The following is an 18040-nucleotide window of genomic DNA, read 5'->3' as shown; positions in this document are numbered from 1 at the left end:
AAATCCAGCTAATCCTTTCAATCTGTGGCAAGACGTTATGTAATCTTTGTTTTGTTCTTAGCGCTAAAAGCGGTTAAAAGTAAATAACTTATCAGACCTGCTGAGAGCGCTAAAACGGATGCTAAAATAAGACTTCCCACGATATATTGTGTTGCATTTTTTTGAATATCATCAAGTGTAACCGAACCATTTGCAGTTAGCATAACATCGTTTGAAACAAAGTAACTTCCCATTTTTAAAGATCCGTAAATAACAAAAGGAATGAAAGGCGGAAAACTCACATTTGAAGCTAAAAAAGCAATCACTTTGTTAAGCTTAAATAAGGTTGCAAAAGTTAAAAGCAGAATGGTCTGGAAACCCCAAAAAGGAGAAATTCCGATAAAAATTCCCAAAGCAATTGCCGCCGATTTTTTGAAATTGGAATCACTACTTTCTAAAATGTCTTCTAAAAAGAATTTTTTAAAACCTTTTTTTTTTGCTTTTCTAAAAAAGTCTCTGGGTTTGATGTACAGCAATGCCCAAATGACCAAAACGGTATTTAATATGCTGATGCGGGTAAAGTCTTTAAAGGGACGAAAATGAGAAACACGTTCAGCAGGATCGTACAAAATTTGAACAGGAATATTTTTAACCACAATACCTTTCCAGGCAGAGCGAACGATTACTTCAATTTCGAATTCAAATTTATTCGTGTAAAATTGTTTCGGAATGAGTTTCAAGGGATACAGTCGGTAACCGGATTGAGTATCGTCGAGTTGAATTCCGGTTTCAAATTTAAACCAGAAATTAGAAAACTTATTTCCGAAACTGCTTTTCTTGGGTACATTTTCCTGAGTCATATTTCGGCTCCCAATCAATAAAGAATTAGGTTGGTTTTGAATTTCAGCAATAAAATTCGGAATATCGGCAGCAAAATGCTGTCCGTCCGAATCAATTGTAATCGCGTACTCAAAATCTAACTCGATTGCTTTTCTGAAACCATTTCGTAAAGCTCTTCCTTTTCCCAGATTTTTAGGATGATGAATCTGAGTGTATTGCGAATAGTGTTTCAGAATTTCAGAAGTTTCATCGGTCGAACCGTCATTAACAATAATGACATTTGAAGTGAAATCTAAAACAGAATCCAACACTCTTTTCAACGTTTTGTGATTATTGTACGTTGGAACAATCACACAAAAATTTGTAGCGTTTAGTAATTCCTGCTGTGGTAAAGTAGGTATCATGAGTTTTTTTTCCTTTATCTACTTCACAAATTGTTTCTCTTTCTCAGAGAAACTCTTTGATTGTAAAACAAAGTTTTTTAGATATTCTTTTAAAGCAGCACTTTGCTCTGCGTAATGATCGGTGAGGAATTTTTTGTCTTCTTTAATGTTTTTTCTATAGCCTGTAATTCCGGGAACGTTCTCCTGAATACTCAGGCGAATCATTCTCATTTCGATATTATTGGGATCATTTTTTATAGTGGCTTCCAATAATTTTGCGCCTTCTTTAAAACGATCCATTTTATCTTTTAAACGGTTTTTAAACTTTGAATCCAATAAAATAGAAGCCGCTTTATAGGCTACCAGAATTTTATCATCGTCGGCAGAAATACCGGAAAGTTTTTCTGAAAATTCTTTAGCGTTTGCTTCTGATTTTGTGACGTCGGCATACATTTTTCTAATGCTGGATAAATCCGGAGTACTCACAAAATGAACCCATAAAAACAATGACAATACTAATTTCATAGTTATATTTTTTTGTACACATTGCTCAGTTTCAGCGCAACGGTGTCGTTAAAATAAGTGGTGTTTTTCACCTTAACCAAATCTTCTTCTGTTGTAACAATATCAAGTTCTAAGCGTAATTCCGGATTTACTTCCGGATTAATCAGCGCCATAAACTTCACATTGGAAAGTGTCTGCATGATCAAAGTACTTTTGGTGATAGACTCCGTAAGTTCTTTTATAATCTGAATCATGCAAACTCCCGGCATAATTGGATTGCCCGGAAAATGACCTTTGAAAACGTCGTGTTTTTCATTGATCAGAATCGAAATTGTGTATTTAGAATCTCCTGTTTTTTCTTCGGAAAGAACTTTGTAAAAATCTTTTAAAACCATATTTTTTTATTTGCCAAAAGGATAAGAAACACCTATTTGAAAACTAACATTTGTATTATAATCTCTAAACCAATAATCATTATTGTTACCGTTGCTGCCGTAATAATCACTATCAAGAACATCCACAATTCCTTTTTTGAAACGGGCCTCAAAAGTCAATCCGGAAGGTAATCTATAACCAATACCCATTATAAAAGCCAGATCAATATCTGATTTTTCATAAAGTAAGTTGTCTCGTAATCTAAAATCTAAAGTTGGACCAGCCTGAAACTGAAAGCCATTTTTTAAAGTAAATTTATTGACTACAGCAATGGAAAGATAATCAATTTCTAAATCTTTCAAACTCACAACATCGTTACCGTTATTATAACTGATAAAAGTTTTAACGTTACTCGCTCCTTGCTGGCTATACGTGATTTCGGGTTGTAAAGTGTAAATTTTGGTTAATTTGATTTCACCAAAACCACCTATATAAAAATCAGTTTTATAGTCGGAACGTGTATTGGAGAATGTAGAAAAAGAAGCTCCTGCTCTCAAACCGGGTTTAAAGGTAACCTGTGCCTGTAAACTTGTTAGGGCAAACAAGGCCAATACGATAATTATTAAATTTCTTTTGTTCATGATTTAATTTATTTTACTTTGAAAGTGTAACTAATACCTATTTGGAAAACCTGATTTAAAGTAATGTCATCATAATAGCGTCTGTTTTCATTATCATAATCATATCCGTCGTAGCCATAAATATCAACTAATCCTTGTTTTAATCGGGCTTCAAAAGTTAATCCGTTTGGAAGGGTATACCCAACTCCGCCAACAATAGCAAAGTCAACATCAACAGGGTTCTCTCCAAATTTGTCAAAATTATCATTGGTTCTAAAATCTATAGAGGGTCCGGCTAATACATGGAAACCTTTTCCTTTAAAATTAAATTTAGCCACAGCTCCAAGTGTAAGATAGTTAATTTCGGCTTTCTGGCTTCTGCGACGGGAAGTATTGTTGTCAAAATCCAAATAAGACAAACGAATCTCAGAACCCTGTCTGGAATAATTCAACTCAGGCTGCAACGTAAAATATTTATTGAATTTTATAGCCATTAATGCACCCACATAAAAATCAGATTTAGAACTGCTATTTTCCGGCATATTACTTAAATCCGATATATTTAAACCTCCGCGTAATCCCGGACTAACCTTTACCTGGGCATTTGACGTTATAATTCCAATACATAAAACAAAGGCAATTACGGTTATTTTTTTCATTTTTGGTTTGATTTAAGTTTAGGTTTAGTTTAAATTTTTACTCTGATTTCAAATAATTTAATTCAATTTTCAGTTTAATATTTTGATGATTAATCAAAATTTTCTCAGCAAAAATATTGTTTTCTGAACTAAATGTCAGTGTAAATTTTTCTTTTGTTTTAGAAGACTGAACGACCTTCTCTAACTTTTGGTCCTTTTTGGAGATAAAAAGATAGTTGTCACGTTTTCCATCCTGTGATTTATAGATGTCCGCTGATTCATTTTCGAATTGTTGTTGAAAGATATAATCTTTTTTCAGTAGCAAGCGGAAATCTTCTCGTAACGTACTGATAAGGATTTTTCGGTCTAATTCGGATACAATAGAATTGATTTTAAAGTCTGTTTCAGAAATTTCAAAATCCATTAATTTGTTGCCAAATTCTGTTGTAAAAACAATACGATGTGTAGTGTCATTGATTTTTTTGGCGATGAAAATTCCAGACATTTCATGACCGTAAACTGTGATGTTGGTTTTATAAACGTAATCGGTTTTTGAATCTGCGAAATAAGGGACCTGATAAGACGTTCGGTCTAATTTTTTAGGAGTATAGTTTTTTGTGACAGCACCGCAAGAAACCAGAACAATTGCAAGGAAGCAATTAATTATTAAAAACTGAATCGTCGATTTTTGCATTGATCACTTTATTTTTAAGTACAATTCGGGTATAATCCTCAGAGGATTCTAATAGTTTTACCTGAATTACGGTTGCTTCTTCTTTGTCGAAAGTCAGTTCAATTTGTTTGATGTATTTTTTTAAAGTAGCATCTTTAGGAGCAAACTTCGCTATATTCTGTCCTTTTGATTTGAAATAAGAAATGACAAACTCCTTGTCGTCAAACATATTACCGCTTACACTTCCGACAATCAATTTGTTGATTCTGCCAAAGATTTTGCTGTTGCCAATATCAACGGCACTTTTCTTCCCTTCGTCGTTAATCAGGATTTTTCCGTTTTTAAAAACAATACTGTAATTGTATGGTTTCTTGTATTGCCATTGTAATAAAGAAGGTTCTTTAAAAATCATTTTTCCCGAAGTTTCAATATCTTTCGATAAAAAGTCCAAGTGTTTGTACTGAACAAAATCGGTACTGAGGGTTTTGATTTTTTTGGAAACTACATTTACATCCTGCTTGAAAGCATTAATTTCGGCATCAGACATTTTTTGTTCCTGAGCGAACAAATTGCCTGAGATGAATAAAATTAAGAGTGCTATTTTAGTTTTCATATTTATTACGAATTGAGCTTTATTATTTTGCCACAGATTAAAGGATTTTCACAGATTAAATTATTAAAATCCGGTTTTATCCACGTCTTCGCGTAAGCGAATCTGCTTCATCCGCGTTCAGTTTTCATAAGCATTAAGATTCAAAAGTTCTTCGGTTGAAATTACTTTATAATTGTTTTGCTGCAAAAATTGCAAAAACTGTTCCAGTACCAAAACAGAGTGTGCTCCTGTGTCGTGCAAAAGTACAATTCCTCCCGGAGAAATACGTTTTATGATTCGGTTGAAAATTAAACTTTGGTTGGTTGTGCCACCGTCCAGAGAGCGAATATTCCATCCTATCACTTTGTGGCTGGTACGTTTTAAAGCTCTTCGGATGGAGGGTGTTGTAACTCCGTAGGGCGGGCGGAAGAAGTTTATTTTTTTGGAGGTGTATTTTTCTAAAAGAGCGTCTGTTTTCTGAATTTCAGTCGTGATTTTTTTAGCATTATAAAAATCAAAAAAAGGAGAATGGCTGTACGAATGATTGCCAACCAAATGTCCTTCTGCTATAATTTGTTGTACGATTTCAGGATGAGTTTCGATGTTTTTTCCGATGCAGAAAAAAGTAGCTTTGACCTCATATTTCTTTAAAAGTGTCAAAACTTCCGGAGTAAAAATAGAGGGTCCGTCATCAAAAGTAATAGCAATTTTCTTTTGGGTTTCTGAGGAATTATTGCAGTAAGCTTTTACGTGATAATTAGAAGAAATTACAGCAGAGCCCACAGCATTTATGCTTAACCAAATTAAAACAATTGCGATAAACCATGCTCCGTTAATTGCTGTATAGAGATTCAGAAGAAGCAGTAGCAGCAATACAAAGAGAAAGAATAACGAAATGTTTTTATGCGTTATCATTTTGAAAGTAACGTAAAACTATGGTTTTTTCCGTTGAGCTGATTGTACAATAAAATCGTATTATAAGCCGGTCTTTCGACTGAATTTACTTTTATAATTTCAGGGATTTCCTGAGTTTTTAAAATTTTAGACGCCATCCATAAAGCAAAAGCCGAAGCTGTATCGTATTCACCACTCAAATGTTTGTAATACAATTGCGGAGTTTGAGCGAAGTCCTTTTGGGTTAGATTTTTATAATAATTTTCAAAATCTGCATTACCGTCAAATCCTAAAATCAAGGCATCAACATCTGAAATTTCTAATTGATTGGATTTCAAAAACGATCTGATTGCTGCTTCAATTTCATTCTCTTCCAGGGTATTTACTATGGCAATGTCCAGTACTTCAGCATAAGTAGTCTCTTTTCGTTCATTTTCCAGAACAAAAAAACTGGCACCTTCTCCATAAACGGCACCGCTTGTAGTAGCCTCTAAAAGGTTGTAGGGTTGCTGACCGTCTGGTTTGATACGTCCTGACAATTTAAAAAGCGCAGTAGTATAATCGCCATTTTCATCCACACCACCCACAAGAACAGACTGTACTTCTTCTTCCTCAATTTGCATTTTAGCATCCAAAAGAGCCGATTCAAAAGAGACAGCTCCGTTGACATAGGTAAAATTGTAACCGTTGCATTTTTGCAACAACGCAATTTGAGCGCCAACTGTATTATGAGTCGATTGAATGAATGAAGTTGGTGTTAAGAATTGCTCATTATTATCGAGGATGTTGGTCAGGAATTTTTCAGAATCTTCAATACATCCTAATCCTGTTCCGGTAATAATGGCATCCACATTTTCGAGTTGTGCATCTTTCATGGCAATTGCCGAGGCCACGATTCCGTTTTTTACACCTTTTGCCATTCTTCTTATGGCAGCAGGAGAAATATAATCCTTGTAAACCGGCGGAACGATTTTAAGCACATTCTCGTCGAGGTTGTGTGTGGCTTCTTCTAAAAAAACAGTATCAAATGTTTTTTGAGTCGAAATACAACCTATTCCATTTATATATGTTTTTTTTAATTGCATTTTGAAAAGATAAGAGTGGAACAGTTTCCTCCAAACCCAAAAGAGTTTGATAAAACGTGTTCAATTTTTTTATTCTTTAAAGTTGTTTGCGGTTTTAAGTCAAACTCTTCCATTGGTGTTTCAAAATTCAGATTGGGGTAAACCACATTATTCTGAATCGCCAGAACGCTGTAAACAGCTTCAATGGCCGCCGCAGCTGCCAAAGTATGTCCTGTATAAGGTTTCGTCGAACTAAAATCGGGTACTTTTTCATCACCGTAAATTCGAAGTATAGCTCTTCCTTCAGACAAATCATTGTTGGGAGTGGCTGTTCCGTGAACGTTGATATAGTCAATTTCACTTGGTTTTAAACCCGAAACGTCAAACGCTTTTTTCATCGCCAGGTAAGCACCGTCTCCATTTTCTGAAGAAGCCGTTTGGTGAAAAGCATCATTGGCATTGCCATAACCTGACACACGGGCCAGCACTTTTTTGTTTTGTTTCTGAACGACTTCATCAGATTCTAAAACCAGAAAAGCAGCTGCTTCACCCAGATTTAGTCCTTTTCGGTTGTTGTCGAAAGGTTTGTTGTATTCGTCAGATAAAATCATGAGGGTTTTAAATCCGTTGATCGTAAATTTTGCCAGAGCGTCGGTTCCGCCTACAATTACGCGGTCCAGTTTTCCGGATTTTATAAGTCTTGCCCCCAGCATAATTGCGTTTGCTGCCGATGAACAAGCTGTACTTATGGTGGTTACAATCCCTTTTAAACCTAACTCTTCTGCAATTTTTTCGGCTACATCTCCGGCATCATGACAAGTAATGTATTTGATAAGTTCAGGATGTTTGAAATAATCGTAATAATGTTTTTCGGTCATATCCATTCCACCCACACTTGTCGCCGAAATTAGCCCGGTTCTGAATTCGTTTATTGCCGTGATTCCGGCATTTTTAACAGCCTGTTTCGCTGCAAAAGTGCCAATCATCGCAGTTCTCGAAAAGTTATTATCGGGAGTAAGTTCTAATTCCTGAACCAATTCATCATTAGTTTTTTTAATCTCCCCTACCTTATTTATAGCAGCGTGAATCGTTTCAATGTTTTCGATACGCGTTACCGCAACTTTATTTTCGATTAACGAAATGTAATTTTCTTCGACTGAATTTCCAATCGAGGAGATAATTCCCATTCCGGTTATTGCAACACCTTTTGCCATTTTAGATTATTGGATTATTGGATTGTTGGATTGTTGGACTATTCTTTTTGGTTCATAAAAGTCTTAAAAACTATTTTGAATTAGATTTTTGAATATTTTCATTTAAGAAATCTAAAAGTCTAATAATCCAACAATCTAAAAATCTATTTCGTTCTGTTAGCGCTAATGTACGCCGCCATAGTTTCGATGGATTGAAAAATGGTTTTTCCTTCTTTTGGGTCTACCAGTTTAATTCCGTAATCTTTATCCAGAATCACGATCAATTCAAGCGCATCAATGGAGTCTAAACCTAAACCATCTCCAAACAAAGGATCGTTATCTGCAATATCTTCGATCGCGATATCTTCAAGGTTTAAAGTAGTAATGATTTTGTTTTTTAATTCTTCTTTTAATGCTTCCATGATTATTTATTGTATAATGTATTGATAGTTTCGTTGGTATATTTTGTGCTTTCTTCCTTGCTAATCGTGCAAAGGAACGCCTTGTAATCGTCATTAAAAAATTCTACCCAGCCACAAAGAACCCTATCGGCTTTATTTGTATTCAGAAGAATAGCAGAATAATTAGACATAAATTCAGTGTTAAAGGCATCAAATATAAAGAAAGAATTTTCACTTTTCAGCTGATGGCGGATACTTATTTCGCCCAGACAAATATTTGGCAGGGTATAAACAAAAACCGCAGGGCTCGGAAAGTAGTTTTCTTTGTCGGAAATAGATCCCTGATACTTAACATCGGTATCTAAACTCGAGGATTTGTTGGCCAGAACCAAGGCAATATTGTTCTCTTTTTCATCAGAAGTTATCGGACTCAAAAGTAATTCGGCTCCTAAAAAAGCAAGTTTACTCAAAGCATCCATTTTGAAAAACTTCGGGTATTGAATATCAAAATTGCGATAGGCCTGTTTAGAGAAATCACTAAAATTGGTCAGTTCAATTTTGAATATCGAAGTTCCGTTCAAAACAATTTCGTTGTTTTCAATGGTGCAATAGGATTGTATGTTGGTTTTGTTTGGATTCATTATTTTAATTTAACACTAATTGCACAAATTAGCACGAATTGATTTTGGGGTTAAATTACACTAATTAATCTGTGAAAATTAGTGCAATTCGCGGTTAATCATTTTTTACCTTTTCAAATATCACCGCTACATTACAACCTCCAAATCCGGAAGGTGTTTTTAGGGAATATATTATCTTATTTCTTCTACTATGCTATTATATGTTTGTTCAATATCTGTCCAATTTGTTTTATTAACTGGTTCTTGTTTTAGCATTTTGAATGCATTCCAAAAATCTTCTTTTCTTTCTTGATGTTCTTCAACTAACCTTTTTTTATCAATATGTATGTTTTTAAAATCTTTAGATAATGCTAATTCAATTTGGTTGTCCATTTTATTAAAAAAATCTTCTCCGAACAATTTAATTTCATTCACAAAATCATGGTAGTTCATTTCGCAGAAGCCATCTTTCACTGTCCATAAACTTATACCATTTTCTAAAGTATATTCAGCTTCCCAAATAATTTTTATTTGATCATTTTTTCTGAAGAAAAACAAATTCGGACCACCAATTAAGTGTGCTGAATCTAATGTTCTCTCATTAATCCACGAAAGTAATTTATAATATTCATCAAAATAAAAATCAGTATTCTCATTTTCATCTGTATCATGAATACTAAACCAATTTTCTGATTCAGTTTTAAACTTTTCTAAATCTTCAGTTAAAGAGTAAAATTTTTCAGGAATGCTTTCATTTATTTTTCCAAAAAGGTTTGTAAAATCCTCAATGAATCTGACTAAATAATACTCATTATATGATGTTGATTTATTTCCAAAATAATAAATTGCTTCATCAGAATACTCGTAAATTATATCATTTTCGAAATCAAGCCATAACTCTCCATCTGTTAGCCAAAACCAACTTAAACGTTGATTTGGTTCTTGACCAATAGGAACTATCTCATCAATATATTTTAATTTGAAATTTATCATTTTTAGAATTTACATATAAATGACGATCATTTTTTTTCGATTTTCTATGAATTTTAAATATTGAACTTGTAAATTTTACTTACAAGTTGGATTTTGAACTCTCAAGATTTCCTTGTTAGTTGGACTTTACTTTTGAACTGTTCGGAATTTCCGAATAGTTCAAATTTATTTTACTTTCTCAAAAACAACCGCCGTATTACAACCTCCGAATCCGGAAGCTGTTTTCAGGAAAAAATCAATTGTCTTTTCTTCATTTTTCTCAATAACATTTATTGGTTCGCTCACGCCCATCTCGTCAAAACCTTTTGATTCAAAAAGCATATTTTGATTGGCAGATTCAATAGCGATTACAGTTTCTAACAATCCCGAAGCGCCCAAGGTATGACCGTAAAATCCTTTCAGACTATTGATTGGGACATTTTGCAGACCTAAACGGTTTAAAGCGATGGCTTCCATTTCGTCGTTGAAAGGCGTTGCGGTTCCGTGTGCTGAAATATAATCGATTTTGTTAACTTCTATTTGGGCTTCTTTCAAAGCATTTTGAATACTTCTGAACAAACCTTCACCGGTTCTTGAAGGACCCGAAATATGATTGGCATCGTTTATCGAACTGTCTCCGATCACTTTTATTTTGGCATTTGTAGTTTCGGCGGTAACTAACACTGCGGCCGTCGCCTCCCCCAAGCTTACACCGGTTCTGTTTTTAGAATACGGTTTGCATGGCAAATCGCTCATAGCCTGAAATGCATTAAAACCGGACAAAACAAATTCTGAAACTTCGTCACCCGCCACGACAAAAGCATGGTCATAAAGACCTGACTGAATCATTCTTTTGGCAACAGAAATGGCTAAAACTCCGGATACACAGGCATTCGATACCACAATAGGTTGTGTTTGAAATCCGAAAAAAGCGGCAACATTTTTTGCCAGAACGTCTAAATGTGCATTATTAAAACTGTCAGCAGAATCATTTTTTAAAGCCGTTACATTGCCTTTGGTTGTCGAAAGGATAAAGGCTGCTTTGGAATTTAGTTCAACTCCCGAGTTTTTGATAATAGGTTCTAAAGCCAAAATCATCATTTTCTCTAAACGGGAATATTTTGTTTCTGTACTTATTTTTGCAAAGGCACTGTTGAGTTTTTCATCATCGATGATTGAAGCATAAAATGAATGGGGCATTAAAGAAATATCATTTTGAAGCTGAATGCCGGAATTCCCTCGAAGAATTGCTTCAACGTTTGATTCGACATCAAAACCTAATGGTGTGATGCAGTTGGTTTGTGTGATGTATATTTCCTTTAACATTTTATGATTTTATTTCAGCGTGATTTTTATAGCACGCAGATTTAGCAGATTAGGCAGATTTGCACTGCTTGTTTTATTCTTAAATTTGTGAAAATTCGTACCATTCGTGTTTTACTTCAACAGCCCCACTTTTCGTTTCCATTCTTCATAAAAAGGAGGATTAGTCAGCATTAGATTTCCTTCCTGATCTAAAAAAACCTGAACGGTTTCTCCGGTACAAGCCACTTCACCTTTATCGTCCAGTATTCTGAAACGATAGATCATTTTGGCGGCGGGTGTGTCAATTACCGTAGTTTCTATGGTTACCACATCGCCATAACGCAAAGACAATTTGTGTTCGCATTTCGATTTTACGATAGGAGTTGTGTAGCCTGTTTTGGCAATATCCAAATAGGTAAGTCCGTGTTGGCGACCAAAAGCTTCACGTCCGTCTTCAAAATAGGTGATATAATTGCCGTGCCACACGATTCCAAGCGGATCAGTTTCGTTAAAACGAATTCTGATTTCATGTGAAACGGTTAGTTCGGTTGCTTCGTTAAACTGTTCTTTTCTTTTTGTCATAGAATAATGCAATGGATGTTGTGATAATGAAGAACAAAAATAACAAACTTATTTTTGGAATGATTTCAAGGAAAGATACGTTGCGGAGTAAAACATCATAGAAAGCTTCTAATCCCCAGTTCATGGGTGATGATTTGGCAATAAGCTGCATGATGCCTGGCATTGCAAAAACGGGAACCCAGATTCCGCCAATCGCCGCCAGGATAATAACACTTGTCGCACCAAAAGGAGCCGATTGTTCCTGCGTGCTTGCGACCGTTCCCAATAAAATTCCGAAACCAATGGCAGCGAAACCTGAAAATAAGGCTACAACACTCATTAAAAATAAATGGCCTTCAACATTCAAAGGAGGTAAACCAATATGCGGAAATAAAAAGATTGCCACAGCGACCATCATGTAAAACTGTATCATACAAATGACAGAATAGGTGATGGTTTTACCGATTATAACCACAATATTAGAAACCGGATTGGTCAATAAACGAACAAACGTTCCCTGTGATTTTTCTTTTACAATATTGATAGACAATGGAATTACAATAAAGAATATAGCAAAAAGGGTCCAGGCTGGAACATTATGCTGTACCGAGTTGGGACGCACTTCTTTGTTGTTTATTTTAGGAATAATTTCTTTAAAAGTGATGAAACTTTTTTGTTCAAATTCGGCATTTCCTTCTCCCAGCTGATTTTGAAAAGTGGTATAAATGGATTTTGTTTCGATTTGAGAAATCATCTTATCGATCGAACTCATCACAGCATTCTTGAAGCTCATTTGAACCGCAGGATCAAAATACAATTTAACTTCCTTTTCTTTAATTACTATCGGTTTTTTGGCTTGAGCCGAAGTATCTGTTTCTGTTAGCCCCATTTTGCTCACAATGTTTTCGACATTCTGATCAATTTTGGTTTGCAGATCAACACTTAGTTTTTCCGGAATTACAATGGCCAGCTGAAACTTTCCTTTGTAAACGGCTTCCCTGGCAATTTCTTCCGTGATGGGTTTATGATCAATTTGTGTGACCACACTAAAAAGCTGACTTTTCTCCAGATTGTCAAAAACGGTTTTAGACACTGAACCTTTGTCGTTATCGACCAGTAAAATTTGAATTTTGTTATCGCTAACGGTTTTGAAAGTACTGTCCTGAATCAAGGTTACTGTAATCACCAAAACCAAAGGCATGATGAATAAAATGATCAAACCGCCCAGATCTCGTTTGAGCAGGAGGAATTCTTTTACGACCGACATCCAAATTTTATATACCATCTCTAAAGTCTTTACCGGTTAATGAAATAAAAACTTCTTCAAGATTGCGGGCTTCTTCAGTAGAAGCAATTAGGCTCGAAGGTGTACCTTGTGCATAAATTCTGCCGCGATCTAAAATGGCAATATGAGTACAGAAGTCTTCAGCTTCTGCTAAATGGTGTGATGTATATATAATGGTGGTTCCGTTTTGATTTAAGAATTTTAAATAGTCTATGATGGCATTTTTCGATTGTACGTCAACGCCAACAGTTGGTTCGTCTAAAAACAAAACTTTGGGATTGTGTAAAATTCCGGCAATCAAATTGACTCTGCGTTTCATACCACCTGAGAAAGTCTCAATACGCTTGTCGGCAAATTTTAATAATCCTAAAAGATCTAAGGTTTCAATGACCTTGTCTTTTAGGTAATTACCTTTTAGTCCGTACATGCTTCCGAAATAATGTAAATTTTCCCGGGCTGTCAATGTAGGATACAATGCATATTCCTGAGGGACAACGCCAATTATTTTTTTGATTTTGGAGGAATGATGGGTATAATTCAGACTATCAATAGTGAAATGCCCTGAAGTTGGTTTGATCAACCCGCAAAGCATGGAGATTAAAGTGGTCTTTCCGGCACCATTTGGTCCCAATAACCCAAAAATCTGACCTTGATTAATCTCCAGCGAAACGTCGTTCAAAGAATACAGATCTGCATTTTTGTACTTTTTCGAAAGGGATTCTATTTTTATTATGGATTGCAAAATATTCTTAGCTAATAGCTTTTTTTAGTTTTTTGAAAAAGATTTCTTCACGATTGGCAATGTCCAGAAGTTCATCGGCAATTGTATTGTAGGCATCTTCTTTGGCGCTTCTGTTTTTGTAAATTCTTGAGGCTTCAACGGCAAAATCACGCCATGAATCTCCGATTTGTGTCATCTCTTTTGAAAGGGATTTTAATTCTTCATTGTTTAGAATAACTGAAGCTTCCTGTAAAAAAGCGGCATAAATAAATCGGAAACCTCCGCCTCCTGTACCTATTTCTTCCTGCATACGAACCATTTGTGCTAAATAATGATTGGCTTTTTTAGTACCGTGTTTTACAGGCCATTTTCGGATTTGTTTGGAAACAAATTTGATTCCGCGGACACCCACGATAGGCATTGGTGCCAACATATCGCGGCAGGTATTTTTGATTCCTTTTATAATGGCACTTTTTAAATCAACATCCTTCGGAATTTGAATCGGATAGTACATTTGTCCTCTTGGTGCAAAAGCTCCTTTGGCAAAACGCACCTTGTCGAGTTCGTCATGTGTCAGGGTGGTAACGGTTTCCATTACAGGATCACTCACCAGATAATCGGTTTCGGTTTTTCCGTAAACCACTAAATTGTGTGCGTTAAAATGAAAGCGGTATTCATCAGGGAAATAACTTAAATGGTACACGCCAACTTGTAATCCGGTTGGAATATTATTTTTTAAATTTTCATCTAAGGCCTTGTTGGCATTTATTACAGAGGAAAATTTTTGTCTTTTTATTTTTAAGTTTAAACGACTCGCCAGTTTGTTAAAAATCTGTCCGGGCAAAGTTCTGTAACTAATGGCCGGAGCGTGATTGACTTTTATAAATGGCAGGTATACGAAGAAAAGTCCGGAGCCAATACCAAAAACCATTGGTTCGCTGATATTCAGTCCGTTGTTTTTTAACAAATTCGAAGCTACTCCATTTTCGCAATGGGCAGATTGATGATGTGTAAAATTAGTTTGCATTACGCGGTTTTAATATTTTTTAATTCAGCTATTGAAATTTCAAAAGCATCGGCATATTTCTGTAAAGTAGTGTTGCTCAATTTGGCAAAAACAGAGGGTTTAAAATGTCTTTTTACACGCCATTTCCACATTCCAACATAACTGGAAAGAATGGTAAGATCCATTTTATTAAGCTCCATATAATAACAAATCGGACTTACTTCACCTATTTCTACCTGTTGCTTTGCTTCTGCAATTCGTTCGTTTATGTCATCAATCGAATTGGATAGTGCGATGGTTTTAGGTTCCCAACCGGTACTTAAAGTTGTGGTATAGTCACCATTTTCATCGGTGGCGTAAAGCAGTTCTTTGAGATTATTTTTGGTTAAATTGCCGTTGTCTTGTGGTACTTTTTCTTTTTCCATGGCCTTTTTATTTTCGGGAGAAGTTATGAAATAGCCGAAATCGTTTGTTGAATGAACAGATTAATTTCGCATTCTAAAAGTAGTTTGTCATCAACTAAACTTTCGCAGCTCATGGTGCATAAAGTATAATCGTCACCCGCAAATTTTGAAACTAAATTTGCTTTGGTAATAATAGTGTCATTAACTTTTGGCAACGCATGTACTTTCAGATTCTTTATAGCACTGATGAAACCAATTACATTTACGTTTTCATTTTCTGTTCCGTCATCGTCAAAAAAATATTTTTTACCTACAATGGAGGAACAGGTTTGTGCGGTATTTTCGATGAGCCCGGCTTCAATAAAAATGTTGTTGTCAACAAAAATATTGTCTTCACGGATCAAAAATGTAGTTTCTACAAAACTGGAATTTATATCCAAAATTAAATCCACCATAAGCAATGGTGCTCTGTGGGGTAGGTAGTTTTGTATGTCGACTCCGGTTTTCATTCCTAATTTATATTATTTGGCTAAAACGGTCTTCATTTGTCCGTTCGCAATTTCTTCATTATTCAGATACGTTACGATGTCTACCAGAGTAATTCCGGCAAACTCCTGTAAAATAGTTATGGTCGATTGAATTGTGTCGTTGACTTTGGGTAACTTTTTTATTTCAATTTCTTTGATCGATCCAATGTAGCCTGTTGGGGCTGTTTCGTTTTTCAGGAAAAATTGATAGCCCGTGTGCAAAGCCACAGATTGCGCCATATGCTCGATTAAACCGGCTTCTAAAAAGGTATCGTTGTCAGAAAAAATATTATCGTTTTCAATTTTTAATCCCGCAACCAATGAGGTCTCGGTAAACGAATACATTTTATCAACCATAACAAAAGGAAACTTTTGTGGCAATAAATTTTCGACAGCATTTTTTTCTAAAAGTAAAGCAGTTTCCATTAGCAAACAGTTAAATAAGCATACGCAAAAGAGAATCTTCCGCTTTCAGGGACAGATAATAGAATACGTTCTCCTTTTTTCAAATTTCCTGAATTCATTAATTCTTCCAAAGCTAAGTAAATAGAGGCAGAACCGACATTCCCAACTCTTGAAAGATTCATGAACCATTTTTCATCGGCCATACCGATTCCTTTTTCATTCAGTCCTTTTTTTAGTCCTTCCACAAAAAAGTTAGAAGAAACGTGAGGGATAAAATAATCGACATGATCTGATGTGATATTGTTTTTATCCATAGCCTCTTTCATACTTTCTGCTCCTTTGGAAAGAATAAATTCGTCCAGTAATTTCACATCTTGTTTGATGGCAAAAACCGATTCGTTTAACCATTGTTCCGGTGCATAATCGCTCCAGGCTTTGATCTCACCATTTTCTAATTTATCACCACCGGCATACATACAGGTTTCTAATTCGTAAGCATACGAAAAGGCTTCCATCCACTCAATTTTTAAAGAGATCGCTCCTTTTGGTTGGTTTTCTAATAAAAACGCTCCTGCACCATCAGATAACATCCAGCGTAAAAAATCTTTTTTGAAGGCAATGATGGGCTGTTCTTCCAGATTTTTCAAATTAGCCGCTTCGTGGTTGTACATTTGGGCATTGAGCCAGGTAGAGACCTTTTCAGATCCTGTACAAATGGCATTTTTAGAGTTTCCGGATTTTACAGAAAGGAAACCAAATTTTAAAGAATTCATACCTGCACAGCAAACTCCTGTTGAAGAATTTAGTTCTACAGATTTGTTTTTCAATAAACCGTGTACCATCGCAGCATGTGAAGGAAGAAAGATATCAGGTGTTGAGGTTCCGCAGGAAAGTACTTCAAGATCCAGTGCTGTAAAGTTTTCATCAAACAATTGCAGAATTGCATTTCGGGTTAACTCGGCGTTGTTATGCGTGCTTTTCCCGGACTTATCTATTGCGTAATAACGAGTTGTGATTTTATTATTGCGCAAAATAATACGTCTTGCTTTAGAGGCAGCATCATTAATGAGGCCTAAATAACTTTCCATCTCATCATTAGAAATGGCTTCATTTGGCAAATACTTTGCGGCTTTGGTAATATATACTTCAAACATAATCTAATTTCGTCTTCTAAACTCCTTGATAATATTGAGTTTCTCTTTTTATGGTATTTAACTTAAAGGGGTAGGTAATAAGGTGCAATATATACACTATTGGCGAGATTAACCATATTGCAAGGAATAAATAAACATTAAATACTTTAAGAAGTGTTTTTCTGTTTTTTTGATTTTTATAAATCAGATTCGACCACTTATTAAAAATTTTATTTGCCGTTTTATCAACGGTGACCAAATAAGGGCTGATTTTAACGGCATCAATGGCAACTAATTTGGGCTGTAAGTTCTGTAATTGATTTTGCTTAAATTCAGAAAGTATTGTTTCTCCAAATTTATCTGACTCCTGAATGTCTTTTTCTGATACTCCCGGCAGTGGAAAAATACCAAGATATTTTTTCTTTACGCCCGAAAACATCCATTCTACAATCGTAATTACACTGATTAAATTTCCAACACGATCTACTAAAGCCACATTTCCAACAAGCTGAGCATTGGCTTCTTTTAGTAAAACTTTGATTTTTTCCTGCGCCATAATCCACATATTACGAGAGCCGCTTATGGTGATAACAGGTGTGTTGTTTAATATTTTTTTGGCTTCGGCACTTTTCAGAAAAGAGTTAATCGGAATAGAAGGGGACAAATACCAAACCTGGTAGTGAAACAATACCAGATCGTATTTGGTGTTTAGAATTTCTTCCGGAACCGGTTTTAGTTCGGTTGGAATTTGCAGAAATGATTCGGGAAAAGCGTCGAAAAAAGCGTCTTTATTCCATGGAAAAGGAAAAGATTTCTGTAGTTGTATTTCGTGAAAAGTTACATTTATCTCCTCTGAATTCAGGAAGGGTTTAGCAATATTTCGTGCAATTGTTCCCAGTTGTCCAGACTGCGTATAATAAATAACAAGAACATTTTTCATTGAGG

At 35.3% G+C, this 18040-nt stretch carries 23 protein-coding genes; all 23 read right to left on the bottom strand.

Features of this window, described 5'->3' with window-relative positions:
* Positions 1 to 35: 35 nt before the first annotated feature.
* The gene (locus BHE19_RS04985) at positions 36 to 1223 is read right to left on the bottom strand and encodes a DUF2062 domain-containing protein (RefSeq protein ID WP_070906193.1); all 1188 of its coding nucleotides are present in this window, start codon (positions 1221 to 1223) and stop codon (positions 36 to 38) included.
* 18 nt (positions 1224 to 1241) lie between these two features.
* Positions 1242 to 1727, bottom strand: coding sequence for a hypothetical protein (locus tag BHE19_RS04980; RefSeq protein WP_070906192.1), 486 nt, complete (start codon positions 1725 to 1727; stop codon positions 1242 to 1244).
* 2 nt (positions 1728 to 1729) lie between these two features.
* Positions 1730 to 2101, bottom strand: coding sequence for a 3-hydroxyacyl-ACP dehydratase (locus tag BHE19_RS04975; RefSeq protein WP_017496894.1), 372 nt, complete (start codon positions 2099 to 2101; stop codon positions 1730 to 1732).
* Between the two features lie 6 nt (positions 2102 to 2107).
* On the bottom strand, positions 2108 to 2722 hold the full coding sequence (locus BHE19_RS04970; protein WP_017496895.1) for an outer membrane beta-barrel protein: 615 nt from the start codon (positions 2720 to 2722) through the stop codon (positions 2108 to 2110).
* A gap of 8 nt (positions 2723 to 2730) precedes the next feature.
* Positions 2731 to 3360: a porin family protein gene (locus BHE19_RS04965; RefSeq protein WP_070906191.1), complete on the bottom strand. Its 630-nt coding sequence runs from the start codon at positions 3358 to 3360 to the stop codon at positions 2731 to 2733.
* Between the two features lie 37 nt (positions 3361 to 3397).
* Complete coding sequence (locus tag BHE19_RS04960; protein ID WP_070906190.1) at positions 3398 to 4033, bottom strand: hypothetical protein; 636 nt, start codon at positions 4031 to 4033, stop codon at positions 3398 to 3400.
* On the bottom strand, positions 3999 to 4625 hold the full coding sequence (locus BHE19_RS04955) for an outer membrane lipoprotein carrier protein LolA (RefSeq protein WP_070906189.1): 627 nt from the start codon (positions 4623 to 4625) through the stop codon (positions 3999 to 4001). Before BHE19_RS04955 ends, BHE19_RS04960 begins: the two co-directional genes overlap by 35 nt.
* A gap of 117 nt (positions 4626 to 4742) precedes the next feature.
* On the bottom strand, positions 4743 to 5519 hold the full coding sequence (locus BHE19_RS04950) for a polysaccharide deacetylase family protein (protein ID WP_070906188.1): 777 nt from the start codon (positions 5517 to 5519) through the stop codon (positions 4743 to 4745).
* Positions 5516 to 6583, bottom strand: a complete 1068-nt coding sequence (locus tag BHE19_RS04945) for a beta-ketoacyl synthase N-terminal-like domain-containing protein (RefSeq protein ID WP_070906187.1) — start codon at positions 6581 to 6583, stop codon at positions 5516 to 5518. The genes BHE19_RS04950 and BHE19_RS04945 overlap by 4 nt, the downstream gene beginning before the upstream one ends.
* Entirely contained in the window at positions 6574 to 7776 is a 1203-nt protein-coding gene (locus BHE19_RS04940) for a beta-ketoacyl-[acyl-carrier-protein] synthase family protein (protein WP_070906186.1), read from the bottom strand. The genes BHE19_RS04945 and BHE19_RS04940 overlap by 10 nt, the downstream gene beginning before the upstream one ends.
* 143 nt (positions 7777 to 7919) lie before the next feature.
* Entirely contained in the window at positions 7920 to 8177 is a 258-nt protein-coding gene (locus tag BHE19_RS04935; protein WP_017496902.1) for a phosphopantetheine-binding protein, read from the bottom strand.
* Between the two features lie 2 nt (positions 8178 to 8179).
* Positions 8180 to 8797 (bottom strand): 3-oxoacyl-ACP synthase, encoded by a 618-nt coding sequence (locus tag BHE19_RS04930; RefSeq protein WP_070906185.1) that lies wholly within the window; start codon positions 8795 to 8797, stop codon positions 8180 to 8182.
* Positions 8798 to 8968: 171 nt separating this feature from the next.
* Positions 8969 to 9769 (bottom strand): DUF5984 family protein, encoded by an 801-nt coding sequence (locus BHE19_RS04925; protein ID WP_070906184.1) that lies wholly within the window; start codon positions 9767 to 9769, stop codon positions 8969 to 8971.
* Between the two features lie 165 nt (positions 9770 to 9934).
* Positions 9935 to 11074 (bottom strand): beta-ketoacyl-[acyl-carrier-protein] synthase family protein, encoded by a 1140-nt coding sequence (locus BHE19_RS04920; protein WP_070906183.1) that lies wholly within the window; start codon positions 11072 to 11074, stop codon positions 9935 to 9937.
* A 111-nt stretch (positions 11075 to 11185) separates the two neighbouring features.
* Positions 11186 to 11635: an acyl-CoA thioesterase gene (locus BHE19_RS04915; RefSeq protein ID WP_017496905.1), complete on the bottom strand. Its 450-nt coding sequence runs from the start codon at positions 11633 to 11635 to the stop codon at positions 11186 to 11188.
* Complete coding sequence (locus BHE19_RS04910; protein ID WP_070906182.1) at positions 11610 to 12899, bottom strand: ABC transporter permease; 1290 nt, start codon at positions 12897 to 12899, stop codon at positions 11610 to 11612. Before BHE19_RS04910 ends, BHE19_RS04915 begins: the two co-directional genes overlap by 26 nt.
* Complete coding sequence (locus BHE19_RS04905; RefSeq protein ID WP_017496907.1) at positions 12889 to 13641, bottom strand: ABC transporter ATP-binding protein; 753 nt, start codon at positions 13639 to 13641, stop codon at positions 12889 to 12891. The genes BHE19_RS04910 and BHE19_RS04905 overlap by 11 nt, the downstream gene beginning before the upstream one ends.
* 7 nt (positions 13642 to 13648) lie before the next feature.
* Positions 13649 to 14647 (bottom strand): BtrH N-terminal domain-containing protein, encoded by a 999-nt coding sequence (locus BHE19_RS04900; protein ID WP_070906181.1) that lies wholly within the window; start codon positions 14645 to 14647, stop codon positions 13649 to 13651.
* Positions 14647 to 15051 (bottom strand): hypothetical protein, encoded by a 405-nt coding sequence (locus BHE19_RS04895; protein ID WP_070906180.1) that lies wholly within the window; start codon positions 15049 to 15051, stop codon positions 14647 to 14649. Before BHE19_RS04895 ends, BHE19_RS04900 begins: the two co-directional genes overlap by 1 nt.
* A gap of 23 nt (positions 15052 to 15074) precedes the next feature.
* The gene (locus tag BHE19_RS04890; protein ID WP_017496910.1) at positions 15075 to 15539 is read right to left on the bottom strand and encodes a hypothetical protein; all 465 of its coding nucleotides are present in this window, start codon (positions 15537 to 15539) and stop codon (positions 15075 to 15077) included.
* 12 nt (positions 15540 to 15551) lie between these two features.
* Positions 15552 to 15983 (bottom strand): hypothetical protein, encoded by a 432-nt coding sequence (locus BHE19_RS04885; RefSeq protein ID WP_070906179.1) that lies wholly within the window; start codon positions 15981 to 15983, stop codon positions 15552 to 15554.
* On the bottom strand, positions 15983 to 17116 hold the full coding sequence (locus BHE19_RS04880; RefSeq protein WP_070906178.1) for a beta-ketoacyl-ACP synthase III: 1134 nt from the start codon (positions 17114 to 17116) through the stop codon (positions 15983 to 15985). Before BHE19_RS04880 ends, BHE19_RS04885 begins: the two co-directional genes overlap by 1 nt.
* 16 nt (positions 17117 to 17132) lie before the next feature.
* Entirely contained in the window at positions 17133 to 18035 is a 903-nt protein-coding gene (locus BHE19_RS04875) for a hypothetical protein (RefSeq protein ID WP_070906177.1), read from the bottom strand.
* Positions 18036 to 18040 lie beyond the last annotated feature (5 nt).

Origin of the sequence: Flavobacterium tructae, assembly GCF_001853485.1 — a bacterium.
Lineage (GTDB): Bacteria > Bacteroidota > Bacteroidia > Flavobacteriales > Flavobacteriaceae > Flavobacterium > Flavobacterium tructae.
The sequence above is the reverse complement of the archived record's forward strand: the minus strand, read 5'-3'. Positions and strand labels throughout refer to the sequence as shown.

What these genes read in the sequence shown, in the direction of transcription:
- BHE19_RS04955 (WP_070906189.1), bottom strand. Translation starts at nt 4,625, where the DNA reads ATGAAAACTAAAATAGCACTCTTAATTTTATTCATCTCAGGCAATTTG.
- BHE19_RS04960 (WP_070906190.1), bottom strand. Translation starts at nt 4,033, where the DNA reads ATGCAAAAATCGACGATTCAGTTTTTAATAATTAATTGCTTCCTTGCA.
- BHE19_RS04965 (WP_070906191.1), bottom strand. Translation starts at nt 3,360, where the DNA reads ATGAAAAAAATAACCGTAATTGCCTTTGTTTTATGTATTGGAATTATA.
- BHE19_RS04875 (WP_070906177.1), bottom strand. Translation starts at nt 18,035, where the DNA reads ATGAAAAATGTTCTTGTTATTTATTATACGCAGTCTGGACAACTGGGA.
- BHE19_RS04975 (WP_017496894.1), bottom strand. Translation starts at nt 2,101, where the DNA reads ATGGTTTTAAAAGATTTTTACAAAGTTCTTTCCGAAGAAAAAACAGGA.
- BHE19_RS04935 (WP_017496902.1), bottom strand. Translation starts at nt 8,177, where the DNA reads ATGGAAGCATTAAAAGAAGAATTAAAAAACAAAATCATTACTACTTTA.
- BHE19_RS04980 (WP_070906192.1), bottom strand. Translation starts at nt 1,727, where the DNA reads ATGAAATTAGTATTGTCATTGTTTTTATGGGTTCATTTTGTGAGTACT.
- BHE19_RS04945 (WP_070906187.1), bottom strand. Translation starts at nt 6,583, where the DNA reads ATGCAATTAAAAAAAACATATATAAATGGAATAGGTTGTATTTCGACT.
- BHE19_RS04940 (WP_070906186.1), bottom strand. Translation starts at nt 7,776, where the DNA reads ATGGCAAAAGGTGTTGCAATAACCGGAATGGGAATTATCTCCTCGATT.
- BHE19_RS04885 (WP_070906179.1), bottom strand. Translation starts at nt 15,983, where the DNA reads ATGGAAACTGCTTTACTTTTAGAAAAAAATGCTGTCGAAAATTTATTG.
- BHE19_RS04910 (WP_070906182.1), bottom strand. Translation starts at nt 12,899, where the DNA reads ATGGTATATAAAATTTGGATGTCGGTCGTAAAAGAATTCCTCCTGCTC.
- BHE19_RS04950 (WP_070906188.1), bottom strand. Translation starts at nt 5,519, where the DNA reads ATGATAACGCATAAAAACATTTCGTTATTCTTTCTCTTTGTATTGCTG.
- BHE19_RS04970 (WP_017496895.1), bottom strand. Translation starts at nt 2,722, where the DNA reads ATGAACAAAAGAAATTTAATAATTATCGTATTGGCCTTGTTTGCCCTA.
- BHE19_RS04930 (WP_070906185.1), bottom strand. Translation starts at nt 8,797, where the DNA reads ATGAATCCAAACAAAACCAACATACAATCCTATTGCACCATTGAAAAC.
- BHE19_RS04985 (WP_070906193.1), bottom strand. Translation starts at nt 1,223, where the DNA reads ATGATACCTACTTTACCACAGCAGGAATTACTAAACGCTACAAATTTT.
- BHE19_RS04915 (WP_017496905.1), bottom strand. Translation starts at nt 11,635, where the DNA reads ATGACAAAAAGAAAAGAACAGTTTAACGAAGCAACCGAACTAACCGTT.
- BHE19_RS04925 (WP_070906184.1), bottom strand. Translation starts at nt 9,769, where the DNA reads ATGATAAATTTCAAATTAAAATATATTGATGAGATAGTTCCTATTGGT.
- BHE19_RS04895 (WP_070906180.1), bottom strand. Translation starts at nt 15,051, where the DNA reads ATGGAAAAAGAAAAAGTACCACAAGACAACGGCAATTTAACCAAAAAT.
- BHE19_RS04920 (WP_070906183.1), bottom strand. Translation starts at nt 11,074, where the DNA reads ATGTTAAAGGAAATATACATCACACAAACCAACTGCATCACACCATTA.
- BHE19_RS04900 (WP_070906181.1), bottom strand. Translation starts at nt 14,647, where the DNA reads ATGCAAACTAATTTTACACATCATCAATCTGCCCATTGCGAAAATGGA.
- BHE19_RS04880 (WP_070906178.1), bottom strand. Translation starts at nt 17,116, where the DNA reads ATGTTTGAAGTATATATTACCAAAGCCGCAAAGTATTTGCCAAATGAA.
- BHE19_RS04890 (WP_017496910.1), bottom strand. Translation starts at nt 15,539, where the DNA reads ATGAAAACCGGAGTCGACATACAAAACTACCTACCCCACAGAGCACCA.